This window comes from Streptomyces sp. NPDC091280 (assembly GCF_044768565.1).
GTDB lineage: Bacteria > Actinomycetota > Actinomycetes > Streptomycetales > Streptomycetaceae > Streptomyces.
Window position 1 is genome coordinate 216,101 of sequence record NZ_JBIVUZ010000004.1, and the last position, 21,248, is coordinate 237,348.

At 71.9% G+C, this 21,248-nt stretch carries 17 protein-coding genes; 6 read left to right on the plus strand and 11 right to left on the minus strand.

Going from position 1 to position 21,248, the window contains the following annotated elements; genetic code table 11:
• Positions 1 to 19: 19 nt before the first annotated feature.
• Positions 20 to 1,285, minus strand: a complete 1,266-nt coding sequence (locus ACIQPR_RS14295; protein WP_403646938.1) for an aspartate aminotransferase family protein — start codon at positions 1,283 to 1,285, stop codon at positions 20 to 22.
• 238 nt (positions 1,286 to 1,523) lie between these two features.
• Here ACIQPR_RS14295 and ACIQPR_RS14300 point away from each other — a divergent pair, with 238 nt between their 5' ends.
• Positions 1,524 to 2,582, plus strand: a complete 1,059-nt coding sequence (locus ACIQPR_RS14300) for a LacI family DNA-binding transcriptional regulator (RefSeq protein ID WP_403646941.1) — start codon at positions 1,524 to 1,526, stop codon at positions 2,580 to 2,582.
• Here ACIQPR_RS14300 and mmuM read toward each other — a convergent pair.
• Together mmuM and ACIQPR_RS14310 are read right to left on the minus strand one after the other, a co-directional pair.
• Entirely contained in the window at positions 2,569 to 3,495 is a 927-nt protein-coding gene (gene mmuM / locus ACIQPR_RS14305; protein WP_403646944.1) for a homocysteine S-methyltransferase, read from the minus strand. The two genes, ACIQPR_RS14300 and mmuM, sit on opposite strands and share 14 nt — an antisense overlap.
• A 9-nt stretch (positions 3,496 to 3,504) precedes the next feature.
• Positions 3,505 to 5,670 carry an autotransporter gene (locus ACIQPR_RS14310; protein ID WP_403646947.1) on the minus strand — a complete coding sequence of 722 codons (2,166 nt, stop codon included), beginning with the start codon at positions 5,668 to 5,670 and terminating at the stop codon, positions 3,505 to 3,507.
• A 189-nt stretch (positions 5,671 to 5,859) separates the two neighbouring features.
• Here ACIQPR_RS14310 and ACIQPR_RS14315 point away from each other — a divergent pair, with 189 nt between their 5' ends.
• Positions 5,860 to 7,272: an RICIN domain-containing protein gene (locus ACIQPR_RS14315; protein WP_403646949.1), complete on the plus strand. Its 1,413-nt coding sequence runs from the start codon at positions 5,860 to 5,862 to the stop codon at positions 7,270 to 7,272.
• Between the two features lie 90 nt (positions 7,273 to 7,362).
• Here the strand turns inward: ACIQPR_RS14315 and ACIQPR_RS14320 are convergent, their stop codons facing one another.
• The gene (locus tag ACIQPR_RS14320) at positions 7,363 to 9,042 is read right to left on the minus strand and encodes a rhamnogalacturonan lyase B N-terminal domain-containing protein (protein ID WP_403646952.1); all 1,680 of its coding nucleotides are present in this window, start codon (positions 9,040 to 9,042) and stop codon (positions 7,363 to 7,365) included.
• Positions 9,043 to 9,229: 187 nt separating this feature from the next.
• Here ACIQPR_RS14320 and ACIQPR_RS14325 point away from each other — a divergent pair, with 187 nt between their 5' ends.
• Together ACIQPR_RS14325 and ACIQPR_RS14330 are read left to right on the plus strand one after the other, a co-directional pair.
• A complete protein-coding gene (locus ACIQPR_RS14325; RefSeq protein ID WP_403646954.1) occupies positions 9,230 to 10,273 on the plus strand; it encodes a rhamnogalacturonan acetylesterase in 1,044 nt (347 codons plus the stop codon).
• 87 nt (positions 10,274 to 10,360) lie between these two features.
• Positions 10,361 to 12,046: a DUF2264 domain-containing protein gene (locus tag ACIQPR_RS14330; protein WP_403646957.1), complete on the plus strand. Its 1,686-nt coding sequence runs from the start codon at positions 10,361 to 10,363 to the stop codon at positions 12,044 to 12,046.
• On the opposite strand, the gene ACIQPR_RS14335 is transcribed toward ACIQPR_RS14330, so the two are convergent.
• Positions 12,012 to 13,574: a hypothetical protein gene (locus ACIQPR_RS14335; protein ID WP_403646959.1), complete on the minus strand. Its 1,563-nt coding sequence runs from the start codon at positions 13,572 to 13,574 to the stop codon at positions 12,012 to 12,014. The genes ACIQPR_RS14330 and ACIQPR_RS14335 overlap by 35 nt on opposite strands.
• Before the next feature lie 245 nt (positions 13,575 to 13,819).
• Between ACIQPR_RS14335 and ACIQPR_RS14340 the strand changes: the two genes are divergently transcribed.
• A complete protein-coding gene (locus ACIQPR_RS14340) occupies positions 13,820 to 14,242 on the plus strand; it encodes an NUDIX hydrolase (RefSeq protein WP_403647910.1) in 423 nt (140 codons plus the stop codon).
• Here ACIQPR_RS14340 and ACIQPR_RS14345 read toward each other — a convergent pair.
• The 3 genes from ACIQPR_RS14345 to ACIQPR_RS14355 form a co-directional block, all read right to left on the minus strand.
• A complete protein-coding gene (locus tag ACIQPR_RS14345; RefSeq protein WP_403646962.1) occupies positions 14,229 to 14,954 on the minus strand; it encodes a hypothetical protein in 726 nt (241 codons plus the stop codon). The two genes, ACIQPR_RS14340 and ACIQPR_RS14345, sit on opposite strands and share 14 nt — an antisense overlap.
• A gap of 4 nt (positions 14,955 to 14,958) precedes the next feature.
• Positions 14,959 to 16,425 (minus strand): hypothetical protein, encoded by a 1,467-nt coding sequence (locus tag ACIQPR_RS14350; RefSeq protein ID WP_403646965.1) that lies wholly within the window; start codon positions 16,423 to 16,425, stop codon positions 14,959 to 14,961.
• Between the two features lie 102 nt (positions 16,426 to 16,527).
• Positions 16,528 to 17,109: a TetR-like C-terminal domain-containing protein gene (locus tag ACIQPR_RS14355; RefSeq protein WP_403646968.1), complete on the minus strand. Its 582-nt coding sequence runs from the start codon at positions 17,107 to 17,109 to the stop codon at positions 16,528 to 16,530.
• Between the two features lie 128 nt (positions 17,110 to 17,237).
• On the opposite strand from ACIQPR_RS14355, the gene ACIQPR_RS14360 reads away from it, so the two are divergent.
• The gene (locus ACIQPR_RS14360) at positions 17,238 to 18,518 is read left to right on the plus strand and encodes a YhgE/Pip domain-containing protein (protein ID WP_403646971.1); all 1,281 of its coding nucleotides are present in this window, start codon (positions 17,238 to 17,240) and stop codon (positions 18,516 to 18,518) included.
• Between the two features lie 73 nt (positions 18,519 to 18,591).
• Here the strand turns inward: ACIQPR_RS14360 and ACIQPR_RS14365 are convergent, their stop codons facing one another.
• From ACIQPR_RS14365 to ACIQPR_RS14375, 3 genes are read right to left on the minus strand one after another with little or no spacing between them, the layout of a single operon-like run.
• A complete protein-coding gene (locus ACIQPR_RS14365) occupies positions 18,592 to 19,398 on the minus strand; it encodes an ABC transporter permease (RefSeq protein ID WP_403646975.1) in 807 nt (268 codons plus the stop codon).
• Positions 19,398 to 20,201, minus strand: a complete 804-nt coding sequence (locus ACIQPR_RS14370; RefSeq protein ID WP_403646978.1) for an ABC transporter permease — start codon at positions 20,199 to 20,201, stop codon at positions 19,398 to 19,400. The genes ACIQPR_RS14365 and ACIQPR_RS14370 overlap by 1 nt, the downstream gene beginning before the upstream one ends.
• Position 20,202: 1 nt before the next feature.
• Positions 20,203 to 21,225 carry an ATP-binding cassette domain-containing protein gene (locus ACIQPR_RS14375; protein ID WP_403646981.1) on the minus strand — a complete coding sequence of 341 codons (1,023 nt, stop codon included), beginning with the start codon at positions 21,223 to 21,225 and terminating at the stop codon, positions 20,203 to 20,205.
• Positions 21,226 to 21,248: the final 23 nt, after the last annotated feature.

Consider the following 21,248-nt stretch of genomic DNA (forward strand, 5'->3'; position numbering starts at 1 on the left):
CGTCGGCCTTTCGGAAGGGTCAGGTCAGGGACTTCGCCAGCGCGGACAGGGAACCCTCGACGGCCGTCCGCAGCCGGGTCTCCTGCGCCGGGGTGAGCACGGCGGGCGGGGTCAGCCGCACGACCGGATGGGCGTTGAGGGAGTGGTTGACGACGACCCCGCGCTCGACCATCTCCAGCAGGAACTCACCGGCCGCCCACGCGTCCGCCCACTCGATCCCGATCAGCAGCCCGGCCCCGCGCACCTCGCGGACCAGACCGGGCGCGCGCTCGGCCGCCGCCGCCCGCAGCGCGGGCAGCAGCCGGGCGCCGATGGCGGCGGCCCGCTCGACCAGCCCCTCGTCGCGGACGACCCCGATGGTCGCGGTGACGGCGGCCATCGCGATCGGCGCCCCGGAATACGTGGAGGTGTGCAGGAAGGGGTCCGCGTCGAACGGCTCGAACGCCGCCTGGGTGGCGAGCATGGCGGCCACCGGCAGCACCCCGCCGGACAGCGCCTTGCCGGTCACCAGCACGTCCGGCACCACGCCCTCGGCCGCGCAGCCCCACCAGGAGCCGAGCCGGCCGAGCCCGGTCATCACCTCGTCGACCACCAGGAACGCGCCGTGCTCCCGGCACAGCGCGGCCACCGCCGCCAGATAGCCCGGCCGCGGCACGATCACCCCGGCCTCGCTCTGCACCGGCTCCACCACCACACAGGCGTCCTCGCCCCCGTCGGCCAGCGCCGCCGCGAGCGCGTCCGGGTCCCCGAACGGCAGATGGCGGACGTCCGGCAGCAGTGGCCGGAACGGGTCCTGGTAGAGCGGGTTCGCGGTGAGCGACAGCGCGCCGAGGGTCTTGCCGTGATAGCCGTTCCGCATCGAGACCAGCCGCCGCCGGCCGTGCGCGCGGGCCAGTTTGACGGCCGCCTCGACGGCCTCGGTCCCCGAGCCGCAGAAGTACGCCCGCTCCAGACCGGCCGGCGCGACCCCGGTGAGCGCCTCGGCGGCGGGCCCGGAGACCGGGTCCAGGAACAGCCGGGTGGACAACGGCAGCCGCGCCGCCTGCCGTTGGACGGCCGCGACGACCGCCGGATGCGCGGCGCCGGTGAGGAAGACGCCGTACCCGCCGCAGTTGAGGTAGGTCCTGCCGTCCGAGCAGGTGACCTCCGCGCCCCGCGCGGACTGCTCCACGACGTTCCCGAACATCGCCGCCAGCCGGGCCCGGCCCGTGCTCAGATGCCGGGCGTGCAGGGCGACCGCTGCCCGGTCGGAACCGGCGGGCGGGACTGTCCTCGTGCTGCTCACTGCGCATTCCCCCGTGGTGACGAGCCGGCTGCCGGGACCGGCGGTCGGTGGGCCGCGACGAGCATGGGCCGCCGCCGTACGGTGGGGCGCGCTCCGGTCCGTTGAGCGGAACTGGCCGACCGCGCGCGGAACTTGACCGACGCACGCCTCTCCTCCCGGCCGCCGCCCACTGCTACGCTCCGCGCAGGGAACCGGTTGTCGACGTGTTTCCGCAGGCGGGGGAGGGGCGGGGCGGCACATGACCAGGAAGAGCCAGGACGCGAACGGGAGCACCATCCGGGACGTGGCGGCCCGCGCCGGCGTGTCCGCGTCCACCGTGTCGCGGGTCCTCGGCGGCGACTACCCGGTGAGCACCGCGACCCGCACCCGCGTGCTGCGGGCCGTCCGCGAACTGGACTATGTCGCCGACGCCCGCGCCAAGGCCGTGGCCGGCGTCGGGACGCCGACCCTCGCCTTCGTCCTGGAGGACATCACCGGACCGTCGTTCGCCCTGATGGCACACGGCGTGGAGCGCGAGGCGACCCGGCTCGGCCATCTGTGCCTGGTGTGCAGCACGGAGGGCGACGTACAGCGCGAACTGGACTTCATCGAGACCATGCGCGCCCAGCGCACCGCCGCCGTGATCCTCGTCGGCGGCACCGCCGACACCCCCGAGTACCGCACCCGCACCCGCCGTATCGCCGACTCCCTCGCGGCGGCCGGCTCCCGGCTGGTGCTCTGCGGACGCCCGCCGCTCGGCCCGGGCGCACCCGTCACGGTCATCGAGTACGACAACGAGGGCGGCGCCTACGCCCTGGTCGCGCACGTCCTGGCCCGGGGCCACCAGCGGGTCCTGTTCCTCGGCGGCAAGCCCGACCACGCGACCGCGCAGGGCCGCGCCCGCGGCTACCTCGCCGCCCACCGCGCGCGCGGCCTCGAACCCGACCCGGAACTCCTGCTGCACGGCGACTTCACCCGCGACTCGGGCCACCGGCTGATGCGCCGGGCGCTGAGCCGCAAGCTGGAGTTCACCGCCGTGGTCGCCGCCACCGACATGGTCGCCGCGGGCGCGCTGACCGCGCTGCACGAGGCGGGCCTCGACGTCCCCGGCGACGTCTCACTGGCCGGCTACGACGACATCCCCTTCGCCCGCGACCTGTACCCCGCCCTGACCACGGTCCACGTCCCCTACGAGGAGCTGGGCCGGCTCGCGGTGCGCACCGCGCTGGGCCGCACACCGGAGTCCCCGGACGAGCACCTGCTGCTGGGCACGCACGTGGTCGTACGGAACTCGATCGCGGCGGTCACCGCGGGGTGAGCGTGTGCCGGATCGCCGTGATCGCCCCGGGCCCGACCCGGCAGCAGCCGCCGATCAGCCGCGCGCCCGAGGCCCGCCAGCCCTCGACCTGCTCGCCGCTGAAGGTGGCACGGCCGGTCCAGGCGCGGACCCCGGCGTCCCAGGTCTCACCGCTGTTGGGATAGACGACGACGGGCTTGCCGGTGACCCGGGCCGCGATCCCGACCGCGCCGTCCACGTCCTCGGGGGCACTGCAGTTCACGCCGACCGCGATGACCTCGTCCGCGTCGGCGGCCGGCCCGAACGCCTCCTCCAGCGGCTGTCCCGCGCGGGTGCGGTCCCCGGCGATCGAGTACGACAGCCAGGCGGGCACGTCCAGCCCGCGCAGCGCCCGCAGCAGCGCCTCGGCCTCGTCGAGGTCGGGGACCGTCTCCAGGGCCAGCACGTCGGGGCGGGCGGCGGCGAGCGCCTCCAGCCGGGGCCGGTGGAAGCGCGCCAGCTCGTCGACCGTCAGGCCGTAGCGCCCCCGGTACTCGGAGCCGTCCGCGAGCATCGCCCCGTACGGGCCGACGGAGGCGGCCACCCACAGCGGCCGTACGACACCCTTCGCATGCGCCCTTGTGGCCGCCTCGCGCGCCAACCGCACGCTCAGCGCGAGCAGTTCGGCGGCCCGTTCCCGGTCGACCCCGCGTTTGGCGAAGCCCTCGAAGGTGGCCTGGTAGCTGGAGGTGATCGCCACGTCGGCGCCCGCCTCGAAGTACGCGAGGTGCGCCTCCACGATCGCCTCGGGCCGGTCCGCGAGCAGCCGGGCCGACCACAGTTCGTCGCTCAGGTCGTGCCCGGCCGCCGCGAGCTGGTTGGACAGCCCGCCGTCGAGGACGAGTGGTCCGGCGGCCAGGGCGTCGGCGAGGCGGGGCGGGAGGTCGCTGGTCATGCCACGACGCTAGTCGATGGGGCCGCGAGAGCGCCTGTCGCTCCGGGCCGAGTGCCTCCCGCCCCTGGCGCCCCTGCCGCCCGCGCCGCCGGGTCCGCCGTCGCTCCGGGTGCGCCTGGCCGTCGCCGGGACCAGCAGGGCGCCGAGGAGACCGAGCCCGAGGGCGTAGGGCCACCAGCCGAAACCGGCGCCCCGGGCGGTGTTCTCGGCACGGGTCTCGGTGCTCGTCGTCCCGGACGAGGACGTGGGGCGCGCGGTGGGCGCGGCGGAACCCTTCGCGGTGGCGGCGGTCAGGACGACGTCGTTGCCGTCGCCGCCCCGGTAGCTGATGCGGTACGTGGTGCCGGCCAGCTTCACCTTGCCGCCCTCGCGAAGTCCCTTGAACGCGCCGGTGGTCGGGGCGCCGCCCGTGTGGTCCACGATCGTCACGGTCCGCGCGGGGCGCTTCCCGGCGGCCGAGACATCGAGGCGGCCGGCCAGGGCGACCTCGCCGGTCACCTTCAACGGCCGGGCGCCCAGGGCCAGTTCGCCCTTCGCGCGCTGCGTGTAGTTCCCGGTGACGGTGGGGCCGCCGGAGACCACGCCGTCGTTGGTCACCGAACCCCGCACCGTGCCCGGCCCGCTGAGCGCGGTCGCCACCCGCAGCCCCGCCGTCCCCACGTCCAGCCGTGCGCCCGCCGAGGCGAGCCGGATCGCCCTGCTGTGGGCGAGCGTCGCCCCGGACCGGAGCGCCAGCGTGCCCTTGGTGACGGTCGTCGTCCCCGTGTAGGTGACCGCCGTGCCCGTGAGCGTGGTGGTCGCGGCGCCGGACTGGACCAGGGACCCGCCGCCGGAGAGGTAGGACAGTGTCACGGGAAGCGACACGTTCCGCGAGACGAGCGTCCCGTCGTCGACGATCCGCCGCACCGGGGTACCGGTCAGCACCCCGCCGTCGCCGCCCCGCTTCCCGGACCCCAGCCGCAGCACCGCCCCCTTCTCCACGGTCGTCGACCCGTCGTAGTACTGCGGGGCCGCGAAGGTCACGTCGTTGCCGCGCGTTCCCGCGACGACGATGTCCCCGGCGCCGGGCGCGGCCAGCGTGTCGTGGTACCGGCCGCCGCCGATCGGCGCGCCGAGGGTGACGGGACCGTCGTAGTCGAAGGTCAGCCGGGAGCGGACCCCGCTGGCCATGTGGAGGTTGATGTAGACGGTGTCCTTGGTGCCCGGCATGAAGATCCGGTGGGTGGTGCCGTCGCCCCACTGGACGTCCGCGCCCTCGATGTTGGTGCCGCGCTTGTTCAACTGGTGGGGGATCGCCCGCCAGTTGAGGCCGGGGTCGCTGAGCGAGGGGTGGGTGTCGCCGCCCTGGTCGGTGTAGCTGTACTGGCCGGTGAGGACGACCTTGCTGCCCGGCCGGGAGTGCACGTTGACGTCGCTGCCGTAGGCGCGCTGGTAGAAGTCCTGGCGCAGGGTGATCGTTTGGTACAGCGGGGTGTCGATGATCCAGGAGCCCTGGTTGAGGATCGCGCGGGCGTCGGGCAGCGCGACCGGGTACTCGGGGCGGCCGACCGCCATACCGGTGCCGTTGTCGATCACCCCTGAGAAGGGGTGGGTTCCGGCGAGGTCGAGGGTGCCCCACATGCCGCGCGGCTGTGTGACCAGGCCCGAGCCGCTGATGGTGCCGATGTTGAAGGTGCGGGTCAGGGAGAGGCGCAGGGTCCCGTCGACCCGGACGTTGAGCTGGTTGAGCTGATAGCCCGGGGTGCTGTACGGGAAGTGGCCGATCAGCCCGGTGCCACCACCCGTCCCGTACTGGAGCGTCGCGCCCCGCTCGACCGTGATCGCGGGCGGGTCGGGGTCGCTGACCGTCGTGTACGGGTGGTTGCCGCCCTGGGTGGTCACCTTCTGCCGCTGCCGGGCCGCCGGGAGCGTGAAGTCGCTGTCCTTGGTGAGGACCAGCGTCCCGCCGCCGCGCACGGTGAGCGTCCCCTCGCCGCGGAACACCCCGTCGTACGTCGTCGTCCCGGCCGGCACGGTGACCACGGTGTCGCCGGTGAGCGTGACATCGCGGTCCGCGAGGACGTCGGCGGTGGCGTCGCGGGTGCCCGCGGCGGAGGCGGGCGGCACCGCGACCAGGAGGGCGGCGGTCGCGAGGGCGCCTACGGCGGCTGCTGTCTTGTGGGTATGGCTGCGCACGTCAGTGGAGACGGGCGCCGGACGCGCCGATAACAGAAAACTCGTGACCATCTTTGTCACGCGCGACCCGTTGACCTTCCCGTAACACACCCTTACCTTTTCGGCGTTCGTAATGGCAGATGGCGTACGAAATCCCGAACCCCCCACTATTTTCAGCCGTGTTGTCCCCCCACCTCCGAGAGGCGTCAGATGAGACGTGTGTACGCGATCCTCGTCGCCCTGTGCTGCGCACTCGCCGCCGCACTGGTGACCGCAGGACCCGCCCAGGCCGCCGCCCAGACCATCACCAACGGCGTTCAGTTCACCGACACTTCGGGCAACGCCGTGCACGCGCACGGCGGCGGGGTGATCAAGGTCGGCAGCTACTACTACTGGTTCGGCGAGGACCGCAACGCCGACAACACCTTCAAGTACGTGGACGCCTACCGCTCCACGGACCTGAAGAACTGGGAGTTCCGCAACCACGTCCTGAGCCAGTCCAGCGCCTCCGAGCTGGGCACCGCCTACATCGAGCGGCCCAAGGTCATCTACAACGCGTCCACCGGCCAGTTCGTGATGTGGATGCACAAGGAGAACGGCGTCGACTACAGCGAGGCGAAGGCCGCCGTCGCCGTCTCCTCGACCGTGGACGGCAGTTACACCTACCAGGGCAGCTTCCAGCCGCTCGGCGACAACATGTCCCGGGACATCACGACCTTCGTCGACACCGACGGCACCGCGTACATGGTCTCCGCCGCCAACGAGAACTACGACCTGCACATCTACAAGCTCACCGCCGACTACACGGCGATCGACAGCCTGGTCGCCAACCCGTGGGTCGGCGGACACCGCGAGGCACCGGCCCTCTTCAAGCGCGACGGCGTCTACTTCATGCTGACGTCGGGCGCCACCGGCTGGAGCGCCAACCAGCAGCAGTACGCCACCGCCACCAGCATCACCGGCCCCTGGACGGCGTTCACCAACGTCGGCGACTCGACCGCCTACAACTCGCAGACCGCCTACGTCCTCCCGGTCACCGGCACTTCGGGCACCTCCTACCTCTACATGGGCGACCGCTGGGGCAACTCCTTCGGCGGCACCGTCAACGACTCCCGTTACGTCTGGCTGCCGTTGACCTTCCCGACCACCACCTCGATGTCCATGGCGTCCTGGTACCCGGAGGTGTCGATCGACACGGCCGCCGGCACGATCACCGGGACCAGCGCGACCTACAACACGCTCGTGTCCCGCAACAGCGGCAAGTGCGCGGACGTACCGAACCAGTCCCTGTGGCAGGGCATCGCGATCAGCCAGTACACCTGCAACAGCGGCACCAACCAGAAGTGGTGGTTCAAGGACCTCGGCACCGGCTACTACGAACTCATGGGCCGGGGCAGCTCGTTGTGCCTCCAGGAGAACTCGGCCAACGTCACCCAGGAGAACTGCACCGGCGCCACCACCCAGCAGTGGAGCCTGACCACGTCCGGCAGCTACGTCCTCGTCAAGGCCAGGACGAGCGGCGAGTGCCTGGACGTGTCCGGCGCCTCCACCGCCAACTCCGCCGCGATCATCACGTACGCGTGCAGCGGGGCGACCAACCAGCAGTGGACACGCGGTAGTTGATCGCGGTCCGGCACCGGGCGGGGGAGCGGTGACGTGCGGTCGGCCCGGTCGTGCCGACAAGTCGCCTCCCCCGCCCGGACGTTGCCGCACCTAGGCGAGCAGGTCGATCGCGTCGATCGACGTGCCGGCGCTCAGGAACGACGTGGTCCCCGACCCGCTCGCCACATAGATCTTCAGCGTGTTGTAGGCGCTCGCGTCCGTCAGCCAGGCGGACGCCGGGACGCTGTACGTGAACGTGTTGTTGTTGCCCCGGTAGGACCCCACGGTCAGCGACCGCGTGCTCGGCTGCGTGGGCGGTGAGGGCACGGCCGAGGTCCAGGTGTCGTTGACGACGACCTGCGGCCGGCCGTTGGCGTACGCCGTTGTCACCCCGATGCGCAGGGTGTGCGCGGCGGCGAGCTGGGCGGCCGTCAACTTGAAGTAGACGACGATGCCGCTGTTGACGTCCTTCCACAGATAGCAGGGGAACGCCGAGGTCTCCGTCCCGCTGCCGATGACGACGTTGCCGGTCCAGGCGGCGGCCCGGACGTCCGAGGGATGCGCGTACGTCATCAGGTCGGCGTTCTTGAACCCGCCCGGAGTGCCGTCCCAGTCGCCGATCCGCCAGATCGCGCTCGCGTTGGACGGGTCGTTGGAAGAGGGGATCGCGATGCTGTTCAGCGTCGTCGTGCCGCCCGCGGTGACCGCCACCGACCCGGTGTAGACGGCGAGTTCACCCTTGAAGACGGTTAGCGTGTACGTCCCCGGCAGGATTCCGGTGAGGGAGTAGTAGCCGTCCGAGGCCCGCGCCGAGCCCCAGTACTGCGCCGCCGAGTTGGCCAGCCCGACCGTGTACGCGTACGCCGTGTCCCGCCCGGTGATGCCCACGCCCGCGACCCGGCCCCGGCCGCTCGCCGCCGTGTACCCGGAGATGCCGAGCGCATCGGCCCACGTGGTGGTGAGGTTGGCGTGGTAGAGCGCGGAGGAGGGCGCCCCGCCGTCCGTGAACGCGATGACGTACGGGCCCTGGAGACCGAACCGCTGCGCCTCCGTCTGGTTCTCGCCGTAGTACAGGATCTCGTACAACCCGCCGCCGTCCGCGCTCTGGTGGCGCAGCAGGGAGCGGTAGAACGGGCCGCCGGACGCCTTCTCGTGGTTGCTGCGCACGACCCACAGGCCGACGCCGCCGGTGGTCCAGCCGATGTAGTCGTAGTCGACGACCCGGTTCTTGGAGTAGTGCTTGGAGCGGGTCTGGCCGTCGGACTTCGCGAACACGTCGGCGGACTCGATGGTGGTCGGCGCGTAAGTGTAGGAATCCGGCTGGTCGTTGAGGAACAGTCCGGCCTTCACGCGCACGATGTAGCGGGTCGCGCTGACCGAGTCGTCGGCCTTGTTGGTCCACAGGTAGACGTTGTTCTCGCCGCTGCGGGCCGCGTAGTAGTGCTTGAGCGTGCCGTACGCGACCGAGATCAGGATCGTCGAGCCCGACTGCGCGATCGTCACGGTGGAGGTGCCGAGGCCGGACTCGACATGCGAGTTCTTGCCGCCGTAGCCCTGGTACTCGGTGCCCTTGTAGACCAGTGAGGTCAGGTCGCCGTTCGTCTTGCTGACCTTGAAGACCAGGCTCGCGCCGGTGTCGACGACGTAGTTCGAGCCGTCGTCGCTGTAGCCGAAGGCCGCGGCGGACGCGCTCTCGGCGAGCGGCCCGGCGAGTGCCGCCGAACCGGCGACGGCCGCCGTGCCGAGGACGAAGGCGCGGCGACGGACCGGTCTGTTCACGGATCCGGACATGAGGGTGCCTCCTTCGGGAGGTGGGGGTGCGGGTGCTTTGGAGGGTGACAGTTGAATCGATTTCGCGAAAGGGCTTTCGCGGCTTGGAAGTTGGGTATGGCGAGAAATTCGGCAGAGGACTAGAAAGCGCTTGTCCGGAGCGGTACGGTCCACCGCCAGGCCTTGTCGTCGGACGGAGGAACCACCGGTGAGACGTTTCACCATCGCGTTGCTGACCGCGCTGACCCTGAGCACCGCCCTGCCGGCCGCACCCGCGCGGGCCCACGGCCGCACACCCCCGCCCGGCCTCGCCGACTGCACCGCCACCGCCTGCCACTTCGACGTCCCGCCCGGCACCTACGACGTCACCGTCCGCCTCGGCGGCCCCCTCGCCGCGAGCACGGCGATCAGCGGCGAGACCCGGCGCTCCCTGCTCCCCGAGACGGCCACCGAGGCCGGCCGGACGGTCACCCGGAGCTTCACCGTGAACGTCCGCACCCCCGAGGGCGAACCCACCGGCCCCGACGGCACCCCCGGCCTCGACCTCACCCTCGGCGGCACCGCCCCCGCGCTCGCCGGCATCCGGGTCACCCCCGCCCGCCACGCCCGCCAGATCGTCCTGATCGGCGACTCCACCGTCTGCGACCAACCGGGCGACCCGTATTCCGGCTGGGGCCAACAGCTCCCGCAGTTCCTGCGCAAGGGCGTCTCCGTCGCCAACTACGCCGATTCCGGGGAGAGCACGGTCACCTATCTGGCGAATCCCTTGCTGTGGGGGACGGTTCAGCCGCTGATCAACCCGGGTGACCTCGTCCTGGTGCAGCTCGCGCACAACGACAAGACGACCGACGAGGCCACCTACCGGGCGAACTTGGAAACCCTCGTGGCGGGTATCCGGGAGAGGGGCGGTCGTCCGGTTCTGGTGACACCGATCGTCCGACGCTGGTTCAATGCCGACGGCACACTGAACAACGACACCGCGCTGCTGGTGAACGGACTCGGCGTCGACCTGCCGGGCGTCGTCCGCTCGGTCGCCGCCGCCGAGCGGGTAACACTGATCGATCTCACGGCGCAGACCAAGGCGCTGGTGGAATCGCTGGGAGTGGAAGGCTCCAAGGCGATCTATCTCTACAACGAGAAGAAGGACAACACGCACACCTCCGCGCACGGTGCCACGGTGTACGCGAGCCTGGTCCGGGACGCGCTCCTCGCCCGGCATCTGCTGCCCAAGGACCGGGTACGGGTGGGTTGAGCACCGACAGACCCCTGGGGCGTTCCGACCGGAACCGGGGCGCCCCAGGCTCCATCCACCGCACCCGTCGCCCCTGAGAGTGAGCCGATGCACCTGCCCGCCGACGACCGCGGGTCGAGCCCCCGCACCGGCTACACCCGCGCCCACTGGGAGACCGCGGCCGACACCCTCCTCGCCGCCGTGGCGCCCTACGCCACCGAGGACCACGCGCTCTACCACCTCCCCGGCACCCGCACCAGCTGGTCCGGCCGGCTCTCCGACGGCCTGGAGGGCTACGCCCGCACCCTGCTGCTGGCCGCCTTCCGCCGCGACGAGACGGCACTGGAGCGCTACGCCGACGGACTCGCGGCCGGCGTCGCGGGCGTCTGGCCCCGCATCGAGGACCGCGGTCAGCCCCTCGTCGAGGCGGCCTCGATCGCCCTCGCCCTGCGCCTGACCCGCCCCCTCCTCTGGGACCGCCTCGACGAGCCGGTACGACAGCGCGCGGCGGCCTGGCTCACCGACGCCCTCACCGCCCAACCCTGGCCCTGCAACTGGGAGTTGTTCCCCGTCACGGTCGGCGGCTTCCTCCAGGACATCGGCCACGAGCCCGAGGCCTCCCGCAAGGCGATCGACCACGGCCTGGAACGCATCGAGCAGTGGTACGTCGGCGAGGGCTGGTACACGGACGGCGACGGCCGCAAGTTCGACTACTACAACGGCTGGGCCATGCACCTCTACCCGGTCCTGCACGCCTGGCTCGCCGACGACCCCCGGCTCCTCGACCACTACGGCAGCCGCCTGGAACGCCATCTCGCCGACTACGCCCGCCTGTTCGGCGGCGACGGCGCCCCCATGCACCAGGGCCGCTCCCTCACCTACCGCTTCGCGACGACGGCCCCGCTGTGGCTCGGCGCGCTGACCGGCCGTACGCCACTGGCGCCGGGGGAGACCCGACGACTGGCGTCCGGCGCCCTGAAGTACTTCCTGGAGCGCGACGCCGTCGACGGCCAGGGCCTGCTGACCCTCGGCTGGCACGGCCCCGACCCGGCCGTCCTGCAAGGCTATTCGGGCCCCGCCTCCCCGTACTGGGCCAGCAAGGGCTTCCTCGGACTGCTCCTCCCGCCCGAGCACGAGGTGTGGACGGCCGTCGAGGAACCCGGCCCGGCGGAACGCCAGGACGCGGTCACCACCATCGGCCCCGCCAACTGGCTGCTCCAGTCCACGAGTTGCGACGGCCTGGTCCGCCTCCACAACCACGGCAGCGAGGACGTCCGCTACGACCCGTACTACACGCGCCTCGCCTACTCCACCGCCACGACACCCTCCCCGTCGTACGACAACAGCGTGATCGTGGGCGGCGATCCGAGCCGTACGGACATCGTGCCGTTGGCGGGCGGGGAGGGACTGGTGGCCTCCCGGCACACGGCGGGCAGCGGTGCCCGGGTGACCAGTGTGGTGATGGCCGAGGGGGCGGTGGAGGTGCGGGCGCACCGGGTGGCGGGCGCGGTAGCGGGCACGCCGGTGCGGGTGACGGGGTGGCGGGCGGGAGACTCGACCCGCGCCGAACTCGTCTCCCTGCACGGCCTGTTGGACGGTGAAGGGGTCGTCGGTGACGGGCCCACCCTGTTCGTGGCCCTGGTCCGGCTCACCGGCGAGCCGGACCCCCGTCCCCTCACGGAACTGGTGTCCGTGGAGGTCGACGGGGATCACGGCGTCTCCGTTCGGTGGGCCGGAGGGCGGCGCACGAACTACTGGTTCACGGAGTCAGCCGGGCGATCCGCAGACTCGTGACGGTCGGCGAGGCCCCGTTGAGCGGGCTCGCGTAGGTCGGCGTCACCGGCGCGTACGCCCAGGTCAGCGTCGAGTCCTTGAGGACGGCGATGTCACCGCTGATCCGGGCGCCCACCACCTTGTCCGCGCTCTGGAACCTGCCGTTCCAGTCGATGAGCCGCAGATGGGTGCCCGTGAAGGTGCCGGTGCAGGTACCGGCCGCGCACTTGGCGCCCTTCAGGGACTCCCAGGACACCAGGAGCCGGTCCTTGCCGTACGGCGCGATGTGCACGTTGACGTTCTCGGTGCCGGCCGCGCTCGTGAGGTAGACCGCCTTGCCGGGACCGGAGTTGCGGTTGGCCATGAAGGCGACGGCGACCTGGTGGGTGCTCGTCCTCGGGGTCACCGTCCAGCCGCGCCCGCTGGAGTCGGCGGCGTTCTTCTTCGCCGAGGCCGCGCCGCGGGACGCGAACGCCGTGGCGTACCGGCCGCTCGCCGACTTCACCAGGTCACCCGTGCGGCCGGGGAAGGTACCACCGCAGTACCCCGCCCAGCACTGCTCGCGCTGCACGACCGGCGCGACGTCCGGGGCGCCGATCCCGGTGGAGACGAACAGGCCCGAGCGCCAGTCGTCGAAGCACAGCGAGGTGAAGGCGCCGGTCGTCTCGGCGTGCAGCGCGATGCCCTCGTTGTGGCTGCACCCCCAGCTCCAACCACCGCTCAGCTTCGCGCCCTTGGCGCTGACGTAGGCCAGCTTGTCGCCGAAGTGGCCGTCCGCGAATCCTCCCGCGCCGTGCACCACGAAGTACGCGCCGTACTTGGTGCCGTTCCAGGTGAGCTGGCCGTCGAGACCGGGCGAGGTGTCGTGGGAGGCCGTGCCGGTGAGCTTGGTGCGGAAGGTCTGCCTGCCGTTCGTGTAGCGGATGATCGCGGCGGCCGTCTCCTTCCACTTGTTGGTGTCCGCCACCCGGGTGAGCAGCGCGAAGCCGTCGTTGTGCGCGACCAGACCGCCGACCTCCTTGGCGCCCTTGACGACCGTGTCGGCGCCCGAGCGGGTGCCGGCGGCGGTGAGCGGGGTGACATGGACGCCGTCGGCGGCCGGCCAGGCGACCCGCAGGGTGCCGTTGGGCGCGACGGCCGTGGACGTCCGGGTCCACTGCCGGGTGTTGTTGTAACCGGCCGTCAGATAGGGGAACTTGGCGGCCAGCGTCACCGTGGTGGTGGTCGGCGAGAGCGTGCCGGTCGCGGCCTTCGCGGCGGCCGGGGTCTTCGTCGCGGCCTTGGCCGCGGCTGCCGGAGCGGTCTTCGCGGCGGCGGACCCGGACGTCGTGGGAGAGGCCTTGGCGTCGTCGGACGGGGACGCCGAGGCGGTCGTCGCCCCGGCGGCGGCCGTGCCGCCGCTCGTGCCGCCGCCGCTGTCCGACGCCGCGGTCGCGTACCACGCGCCGCCCAGCAGGGCCACGACGGCGAGCGAGCCCGCGAGCGGCTTGCGGGCGATACGGCGGGCGTCGCGGCGACGGTGGGAAGTGGTGCGTCTTGCGTTGGTCATGCCCCCAAGTCGCCGCCCGCACCGAGGAGGTTGCCGCGCTGCCGACGAAATGTTCCGGAGCCGTACGGAGGCGAGAGCCGTGCTGTACGGAGGTGAGAGCGGTGCCGTGCCGAGGCGGGACCGGTTCGGTACGGAGGTGAGACCGGCTCCACTGCCCGCAGGGGCCGATCCTGGTACGTTGGATGCTTTCCTGGGTATCAGACCCTTTGGACTCATCTCCGGCGAGGGACCGAGGAACCATGACCATGGACCCCGGCGACAAGCGGCTGGCTGCTGCCGTCGTGATGGACGACGACGGGCGCGTGCTCCTGGTGCGCCGCAGCGCGACCGAGCGGTTCCTGCCCCGGGTGTGGGGCGTGCCCTGCGGGAAGCTGGAACCGGACGAGCGGTCCGAGGACGGCGCGCTGCGCGAGCTCAAGGAAGAGACCGGACTGCTCGGCGAGATCGTCCGCAAGATCGGCGAATCGTCCTTCGTCAGCGACTACCAGGGCCGCGAGACCAAGAACTGGCAGGACAACTTCCTCGTCAGGCCGCTGTCCCTGGAGATCACCCTCCCCGAGCCCGACCAGGCCTACCGCTGGCTGCGGCCCGCCGAACTGGCCGCCTGCGGCCTCGACATCGACGCCTACAACCTGGACGTCGTACGCCAGGCCCTCACGAACTTCTGAGCGACTCCGCCAGCGCGTTCAGCGCGCCCAGATAGTCCTTCACGTCCAGCGGCACTTTCGGCACCGCGCCCGGATGCGGGCCCGCCGCCGTGAACACGTCGGTGTGGCGCCGCCGTTCGGCCCCCGTCTCCAGGAACAGCGTCACGGTCGGCGCCTCCGTGTCGCACCACGCGCGGTGCAGGGTGTTCGCCGGGAGGGCGTAGGAACTGCCCGCCGCGTACTGCCCCACGTGCGTCAGCCGCAGCCGCGCCGGTCCCGTGCGCCGCAGCGTCCAGTCGGCGCTGCGCTCGGCGAGCGACTCCTCGTAGCGGTCCGCCGCGATCCCGCCGTCGCCGCGCGCCTCGTACAGCTCCATCGCGAGCCGCCCCCTGACCACGTAAGAAGCGAGCGGGGAACGGTGGTTGTGGATGTCCTCGGCACCGATCGAGGAGGCGTCGTGATGCCAGAGATGAGCGCGCAGCATGTGCCGGGGCCCGCCGTCGATCAGCAACAGCTTGTCGAAACCCAGCACATGACGGTACGACAGCCCGGCGCAGTGCTCCGGATCCCCCTCGCCGGAGGCGAGTTCCGCCACCAGCTCCAACAGCCGCTCGGGAGAGCCCAGTTCGGCGACGACGGCACGGGCCGCGCTCACCGTCCCCCGGTCCGACAGATCACCGTCCAGCGCCTCGGACAGCAGCCGTCGCGCCGCCAGGACCTGCCGGCCACCCATGCGCTCACTCCCCAACCAGCCCTCGGACCGGCCTCGTTCGAGTATCCGGCTGATACATCCATACGGCATGTGCGCGCAGCGCCGAAAGCCCCTGATAGGTCATCCAGATCGGCTGGCGCAGTTCCTCCGTCGTCGTGAACGTCGACCCGTCCCGGCTCCAGGACCAGATCCCGTCGCTCTGTGCCGCCCACACCGCGCCCGCCGCGCCGTTCAGCCGCTCCTGCCAGGCCTCCTCCAGGCCGTCCTGCCGGGCGATCTCCAGGGCGCCCGGAGTCAGCAGGGCGCGCAGGATCCAGGACGCGGTGAAGTGCCGTACGTTCAGCACCTCGTGGTGCGAGGAGTCGTCCGGGTGCCGGCGGCGCACCTCCTCGCGCAGGTTGGCCAGATCGGCGCAGGCGTCGTGCGCGGTCGCCGGGCAGGCCAGCAGCCAGCGCACCCCGTCCTCGCGCGCCGCCCGCTCCACCGGCCCCTCGCCCAGCACCCGGGCCGCCCGGTCCAGGGCGACCACGGCCTGCGCGGTGTGCGCGGCGGAGGGCTGGGCGGGCTGCCGGGCCGGGTGCCCGGCCCACGGCAGTGCCGAAAGCCGGTGGCTCCAGCAGCGGCGGTGCTGGCGCAGCGGGTCGGACAGCGCGCCGTCGACCAGGGCCTCGCGCAGCGCGGGAAGCGTCGGCGCGTCCGGAGCCGCGCGCAGCAGCCCTCGCATCACGGTCGTGACGACATGCGTCAACGCCCGCCCGGCACTGTCGAGTTCGGGGGTGAACCCGGCCTCGCAGCGCGCCACCTCGTCCGCCAGCCGCTCCCGCGAGGCCCCCGCCCGCGCCAGCGCGCCCAGCACCATCGCGGTGACCTCCGGGCGGGCCACCGCCCCCTGCGAACGGGCCGACCAGCCGCCGCCCTGGAGCCGCAGCCGCCACAGCGTGTCGATGAGATCGCCGGTGTGCAGCCGCCCGTCCGGCACGCCCAGGTCCAGCACGATGTGCAGGCCGTACGCGGTGGCCAGCGAGGTCGGCCGGGCCGGGCCGTCCAGCTCCTGGAGGGAGTGCGGCCACCCGATGAGACGGCCGCGCACCGGGTCGTCGACCACCGCGACCTGGGCGACCAGGGTGTCGTAGGCGGAACCGAACACCTGCGGCAGCGGGCCCGGGACGGCGGGTGCCGGGGGAGCGGGGGCGGGGAGCGGTGCGGGTCCGGTCGTGCGGGCGCGCAGCAGGGCCGCCGCCAGCCAGGTGATCCCGGCCGTGCCGAGGCCGCTCAGCCCGGCGATCAGGTACTTGGCCGCTGCCCCGTCGACCGAGTCGGGCAGCACCTCGAAGAGGAACTGGAACACCGCGTATCCGGCCGCCACACAGCCGAACCGCCCCAGCCAGCCCACGATCCGGCCCTGCGGACTCCCGCCCGGCGGCACCGGACCGGGCGCTCCCGGTGTCCCCGGTGTTCTCAAGGGACCACGTCCCAGCTGCTGTTGAGACAAGTCGCGCTCCCTCCCCCCCGGGGTGGCACGTGGCATTCGCGAAGCTTCCAGTCTAAGTGGTCCGCGATGCGCCTGGGGCGCGGACCACGACGGGCGTCCCGCTCAGCCGTCCACGGCCTCCCGGGGCCAGTGCGTCAGGGCCGCGTGCAGCGCGTCCACCACCCGCTCCCACGACCGCTGGACATCACGCGGCGCGCCGAAGCCGCCGGTGGACTCCAGCGCGCAGTAGCCGTGGAACGTACTGCGCAACAGCCGTACGGCGTCGGTGAGATCGGGCTCCTCCAGGCCGTAGGGGCGCAGCAGACCGTAGGTGATCTCGGCGGTCCGCCGCAGGGCGGGGGAGGCGGCGACCAGGGCCTGGTCGACGCGGATCTGGGTGGCCGCGTACCGGCCCGGATGCGCCAGCGCGTAGGCCCGGTAGGCGCCGGCGAACGCGGCGAGCGCGTCCCGGCCGGAGCGGCCCGCGACCGCCTCGGCGATCCGGTCGACCAGCTCACCGCCCGCGAGGAACGCGACCCGGGTGCGCAGATCCTGGAGGTTCCTGACGTGCGAGTACAGGCTCGCGTCCTTCACGCCGAAACCCCGGGCCAGCGCGGACAGGCTGAGGTTCTCGAAGCCCACCTCGTCGGCGAGGTCGGCCGCCGCCGCCACGACCCGGTCGGCGGTGAGACCCGCACGCGGCACGGCGCTCCACCACCTCTCCCTGACCCGCCCGACAACAGCGGAGCCCACATTAATCGTCGGCAACAAGTCCGACGTCCGCCGTGTTCCTGCGCCGCCACCGCCGGATTCCGGCACCAGACTTGACCACCATGGACGACGACTCCGCAACCCCCGCCCCCACCGGCCTGCGCGCCACCGCACTCCTCGGCCGCCCCAAGCTGTGGCTCATCCCCACCGTGCTCACCGGCCTGCTCGCGCTGCTGCTGTCCCTCCTCTACATGGGCGGCATCGTCAACCCCAACCGCGAGCTGCGCGACCTGCCCATCGCCCTCGTCAACAGCGACACGGGCGACCCGCTCCCCGGGCAGCGGCAGAACCTCGGCACCCAGATCGCCCACACCATCCTCACCGACACCAGCAGCCGCGCGCCCGGCTGGCGGCAACTCACCAGAGCCCAGGCCCAGCGGGAACTCGACTCCGGCAAGGTCTACGGCGCCCTGGTCGTCCCCGCCGGCTTCACGGACTCCGTCGCCGCGCTCACCACCACGAACGCCACCGCCCGGCCCACGATCACCGTGCTCACCAACCCCGGCAAGGGCAGCCTCGGCTCCTCCCTCGCTAGCAGGATCTCCACCACCGCGGCCCAGCAGGCCTCCCTCGCCATCGGCAAGCAGCTCACGGCCGCGGCCACGAAGGCCGACTCCACGCAGAAGCTGCTGCTCGCCGACCCGGTCGCCGTCGTCACCCAGGTCGGCCACCCCATCGGCGCCAACAGCGGCATCGGCCTGACCGCCTTCTACTACACCCTGCTGCTGGTCCTGGCCGGCTTCATGGGCGGCAACGTCATCAGCAACGGCGTCGACACCGCCCTCGGCTACGCCGACAACGAGATCGGCCCCTGGCACACCCGCCGCCCGACCGTCCCGATCGACCGCACCCAGACCCTCCTGCTGAAGATGGTGATGACGGCGGGCATCACCCTCCTCAGCGTCTCCCTGATCATGCTGGCCTGCGTCAGCGTCCTCGGCATGGACGCCACCCACATCCCGCTGCTGTGGATCTACTCCTACTGCGCCGCCCTCGCCGTGGGCCTGGGCGTCCAGGCCATCAACGCGGCCTTCGGCGGCATCGGCCAGCTGGTCTCCATGTTCGTGTTCATCGTCCTGGGCCTGCCGTCCTCCGGCGCGACCGTCCCCCTCCAGGCCGTCCCCGGCTTCTACCGCTTCCTCTCCCACTTCGAGCCCATGCGCCAACTCAGCGACGGCGTCAGGGCGATCCTCTACTTCGACGCACGCGGCGACGCGGGCCTGACCCGCGCGTGGACGATGATCGGCGTCGGCGCGGGCGTAGGCCTGCTCTTCGGCTTCGCGATGGTCCGCTACTACGACCGCAAGGGCCACAAGCGGCTCACCCCGCAGCCCACGGCCTGAGGGGCGCCGTCCCGGCCGGACCCACCGTGACATGTGAGCGGGGCCGCCGACCCGGAGGCCGACGGCCCCCGGGTCACCCGTTCACCCCCGTGTAGTGCCCCAGACTCCACCGCCACAGCAGCCGAGCCGCGAGATACGTCAGCAGGCCTACGAGGGGTGAGCTCGCCGCCAGCCAGTAGGGCACGCCGATGTCGTGGCCGTGCCCGGTCAGCACGGCGGCGGGCAGGAACGCCACGAACGCCAGCGGAAGGCCGTAGGTGAGGAAGCCGCCCACCGCGCGGGGCAGCACGTTGAGCGGGTAGTTGCCGAAGGTGCCGAGGAGGTCCTCGACCCAGCGGCTCCAGTAGTCCGCCGAGGGGAAACGCAGGGAGGCGGCAGCCACCGTCGTGAACAGGGACGCCTCCAGCAGCATGCCGCCGACGAGCGCGGCGATCAGATACGCGACACGGCCCGCCGTCCAGTCGAGCTGGCTGCGGCTGAGCGCGCCGACCATGAGCCCGCCCGCCACCGTGAGATCGCCGATCGCGTTGGTCGGGAAGTACTCCAGCTGCGCCTGCCGGTGGACCGGCATCGGCCGCACCAGGTAGATGTCGATACGGCCTTCCTGGATGAACCGGCCGAGGCCGTGCATCCGGCCCAGGAACAGCACCATCAGCCCGTGCGCCATCATCCGGGTCGCCGGGATCAGCAGCACGTCCGAGCTGTCCCAGCCGCCCATCCCGGCGAACCGGGTGAGCAGCACGGTGGCGAACACGATCACCGACACCTGCCAGATCGCGCCGATCGCGATCATCAGCAGGAACTCGGTGCGATATTCCAGCTGGGCACGGAAGTTGAGGCGCGTGACGCGCCATACGATCCGGACGGCTTTCACACGCATCAACCTCCTTGGGCCACGACGCGGCGGGCGGCGCGCCGCCACAGGAACCGGGTGAACAGGGACAGGAGGACCACCCAGACCGCCTGCACGGCGAGTTGGGCGCCCGTGTCGGACAGCGGGACGCGGCCCACGTAGATCGAGAGCGGCACGCTGAGGGTCGCCTGGAACGGCAGGAAACGGCTCATCGTGATGAACCAGTCCGGGAAGAACCACAGCGGCGCGTACACACCGGACAGCAGGTTCTGCGCGAAGATCAGGATGAGCATCGCGGCCCCGTTGCGCAGCGTCCAGAAGCACAACTGGTCGATGAGGAGCATGACGTAGTAGAGGACGAGCTGTCCCAGCAGCATGCTCAGCGCGAACACCCCCGCCACGGCGAGTGACTTGGGTGGCTCCACGACCCCGGCCGCCAGGCACACGGCGTATCCCGTCAGCGCCCAGGCCAGCCCGTACATCTGCTCGCCGAACGCCCGCAGCGCGTAGTAGCGCTGGGGCGGCAGCGGGCGCAGATACCAGTAGACGATCGTGCCGAAGTGCATGTGCTGAAGCACCGTGTCCCGGCCCGCGTACTGGTCCAACTCCCGCAGTCGGGAGGCGAGTACGGCCAGTACGGCATACGTCACCGCCTGCTCGCGGGTGAGTCCGGCGGTGGTGCCGGTCTGGGAGTACAGGCCGCGCCACAGGGACGCCACCAGCACGATCTGCACCGTCAGCCGGAGCAGGGCGGCGGTGATCCGGGGCGGGGCGAGGAGTTCGCCGAGCGGGGTGACACGGGCGGCGCGCCAGGCGTGCAGGGCCGCCATGTCAGGCCTCCTCGGCGGGCGGGCCGGCCTGGACGTACGCGGTCCGCATCACGTCCTCCAACTCCGCCTCGTCCATGGCGATCTCGGTCACCTCGTACCGCTCGATGACCTGCTTCAGCGCCTGGTGCACGGTCGGCCCGTCGGTGCCCTCGGGGCCGAAGACGAGCTGCGGTCCGTCCCGCCGCACCAGCGCGATGCCCGGCAGGGACGTCACCTCGGCGTGCGCGTCGGCCAGGGTCGCGCGGATCTGCCAGGTCGAGCCGAACTTGCGGCGGATCTCGTCCAGTGTGCCGTCCAGCACCAGCCGGCCGTGGTTGATGAGGACGACCCGCTCGGCGAGCCGGGCCACCTCGGTCATGTCGTGCGTGGTCAACAGGACCGTACGGCCGCGCTCCTCCACCTGATGCCGCAGGAACTCCCGCACCTGCTCCTTCACGACCACGTCCATGCCGATGGTCGGCTCGTCCAGGAAGACGACCGGCGGATCGTGCAGCAGCGCGGCGGCCAGGTCGCAGCGCACGCGCTGGCCCAGCGAGAGATGGCGCACCCGGGTGTCCCAGAACGCCGACAGTTCGAGGATGTCGTCGAACTCCCGCAAGCGGGCCGCGTGCTGGGCCTTGGGCACCTCGTAGATGTCCCGCAGGATCGAGAACGACTCGCGCACCGGCAGGTCCCACCACAACTGGGTGCGCTGCCCGAACACCGCCCCGATGTTACGGGCGTTGCGCTCCCGCTCCTCGTACGGCACCACGCCCGCGACCCTGGCCTCCCCGGAGGTGGGCCGCAGGATGCCGGTGAGGATCTTGATGGTGGTGGACTTGCCCGCGCCGTTCGGGCCCAGCAGGGCCAGGAGTTCACCCGGGGCGACGTCGAACGTGACGTCGGAGACGGCGTGTTTGGGCACCCGCTCCGGATTGACGAGGGAACGCAGACCGCCCACGAGACCCGGGCGGCGGACACTGGTGTGGAAGGTGCGGGACAGGCCCCGGACCTCGATCTGGCTCGTCGTGCCGTGCGCGTTCACTCGGTCAGCCTTCGCGTGAGCAG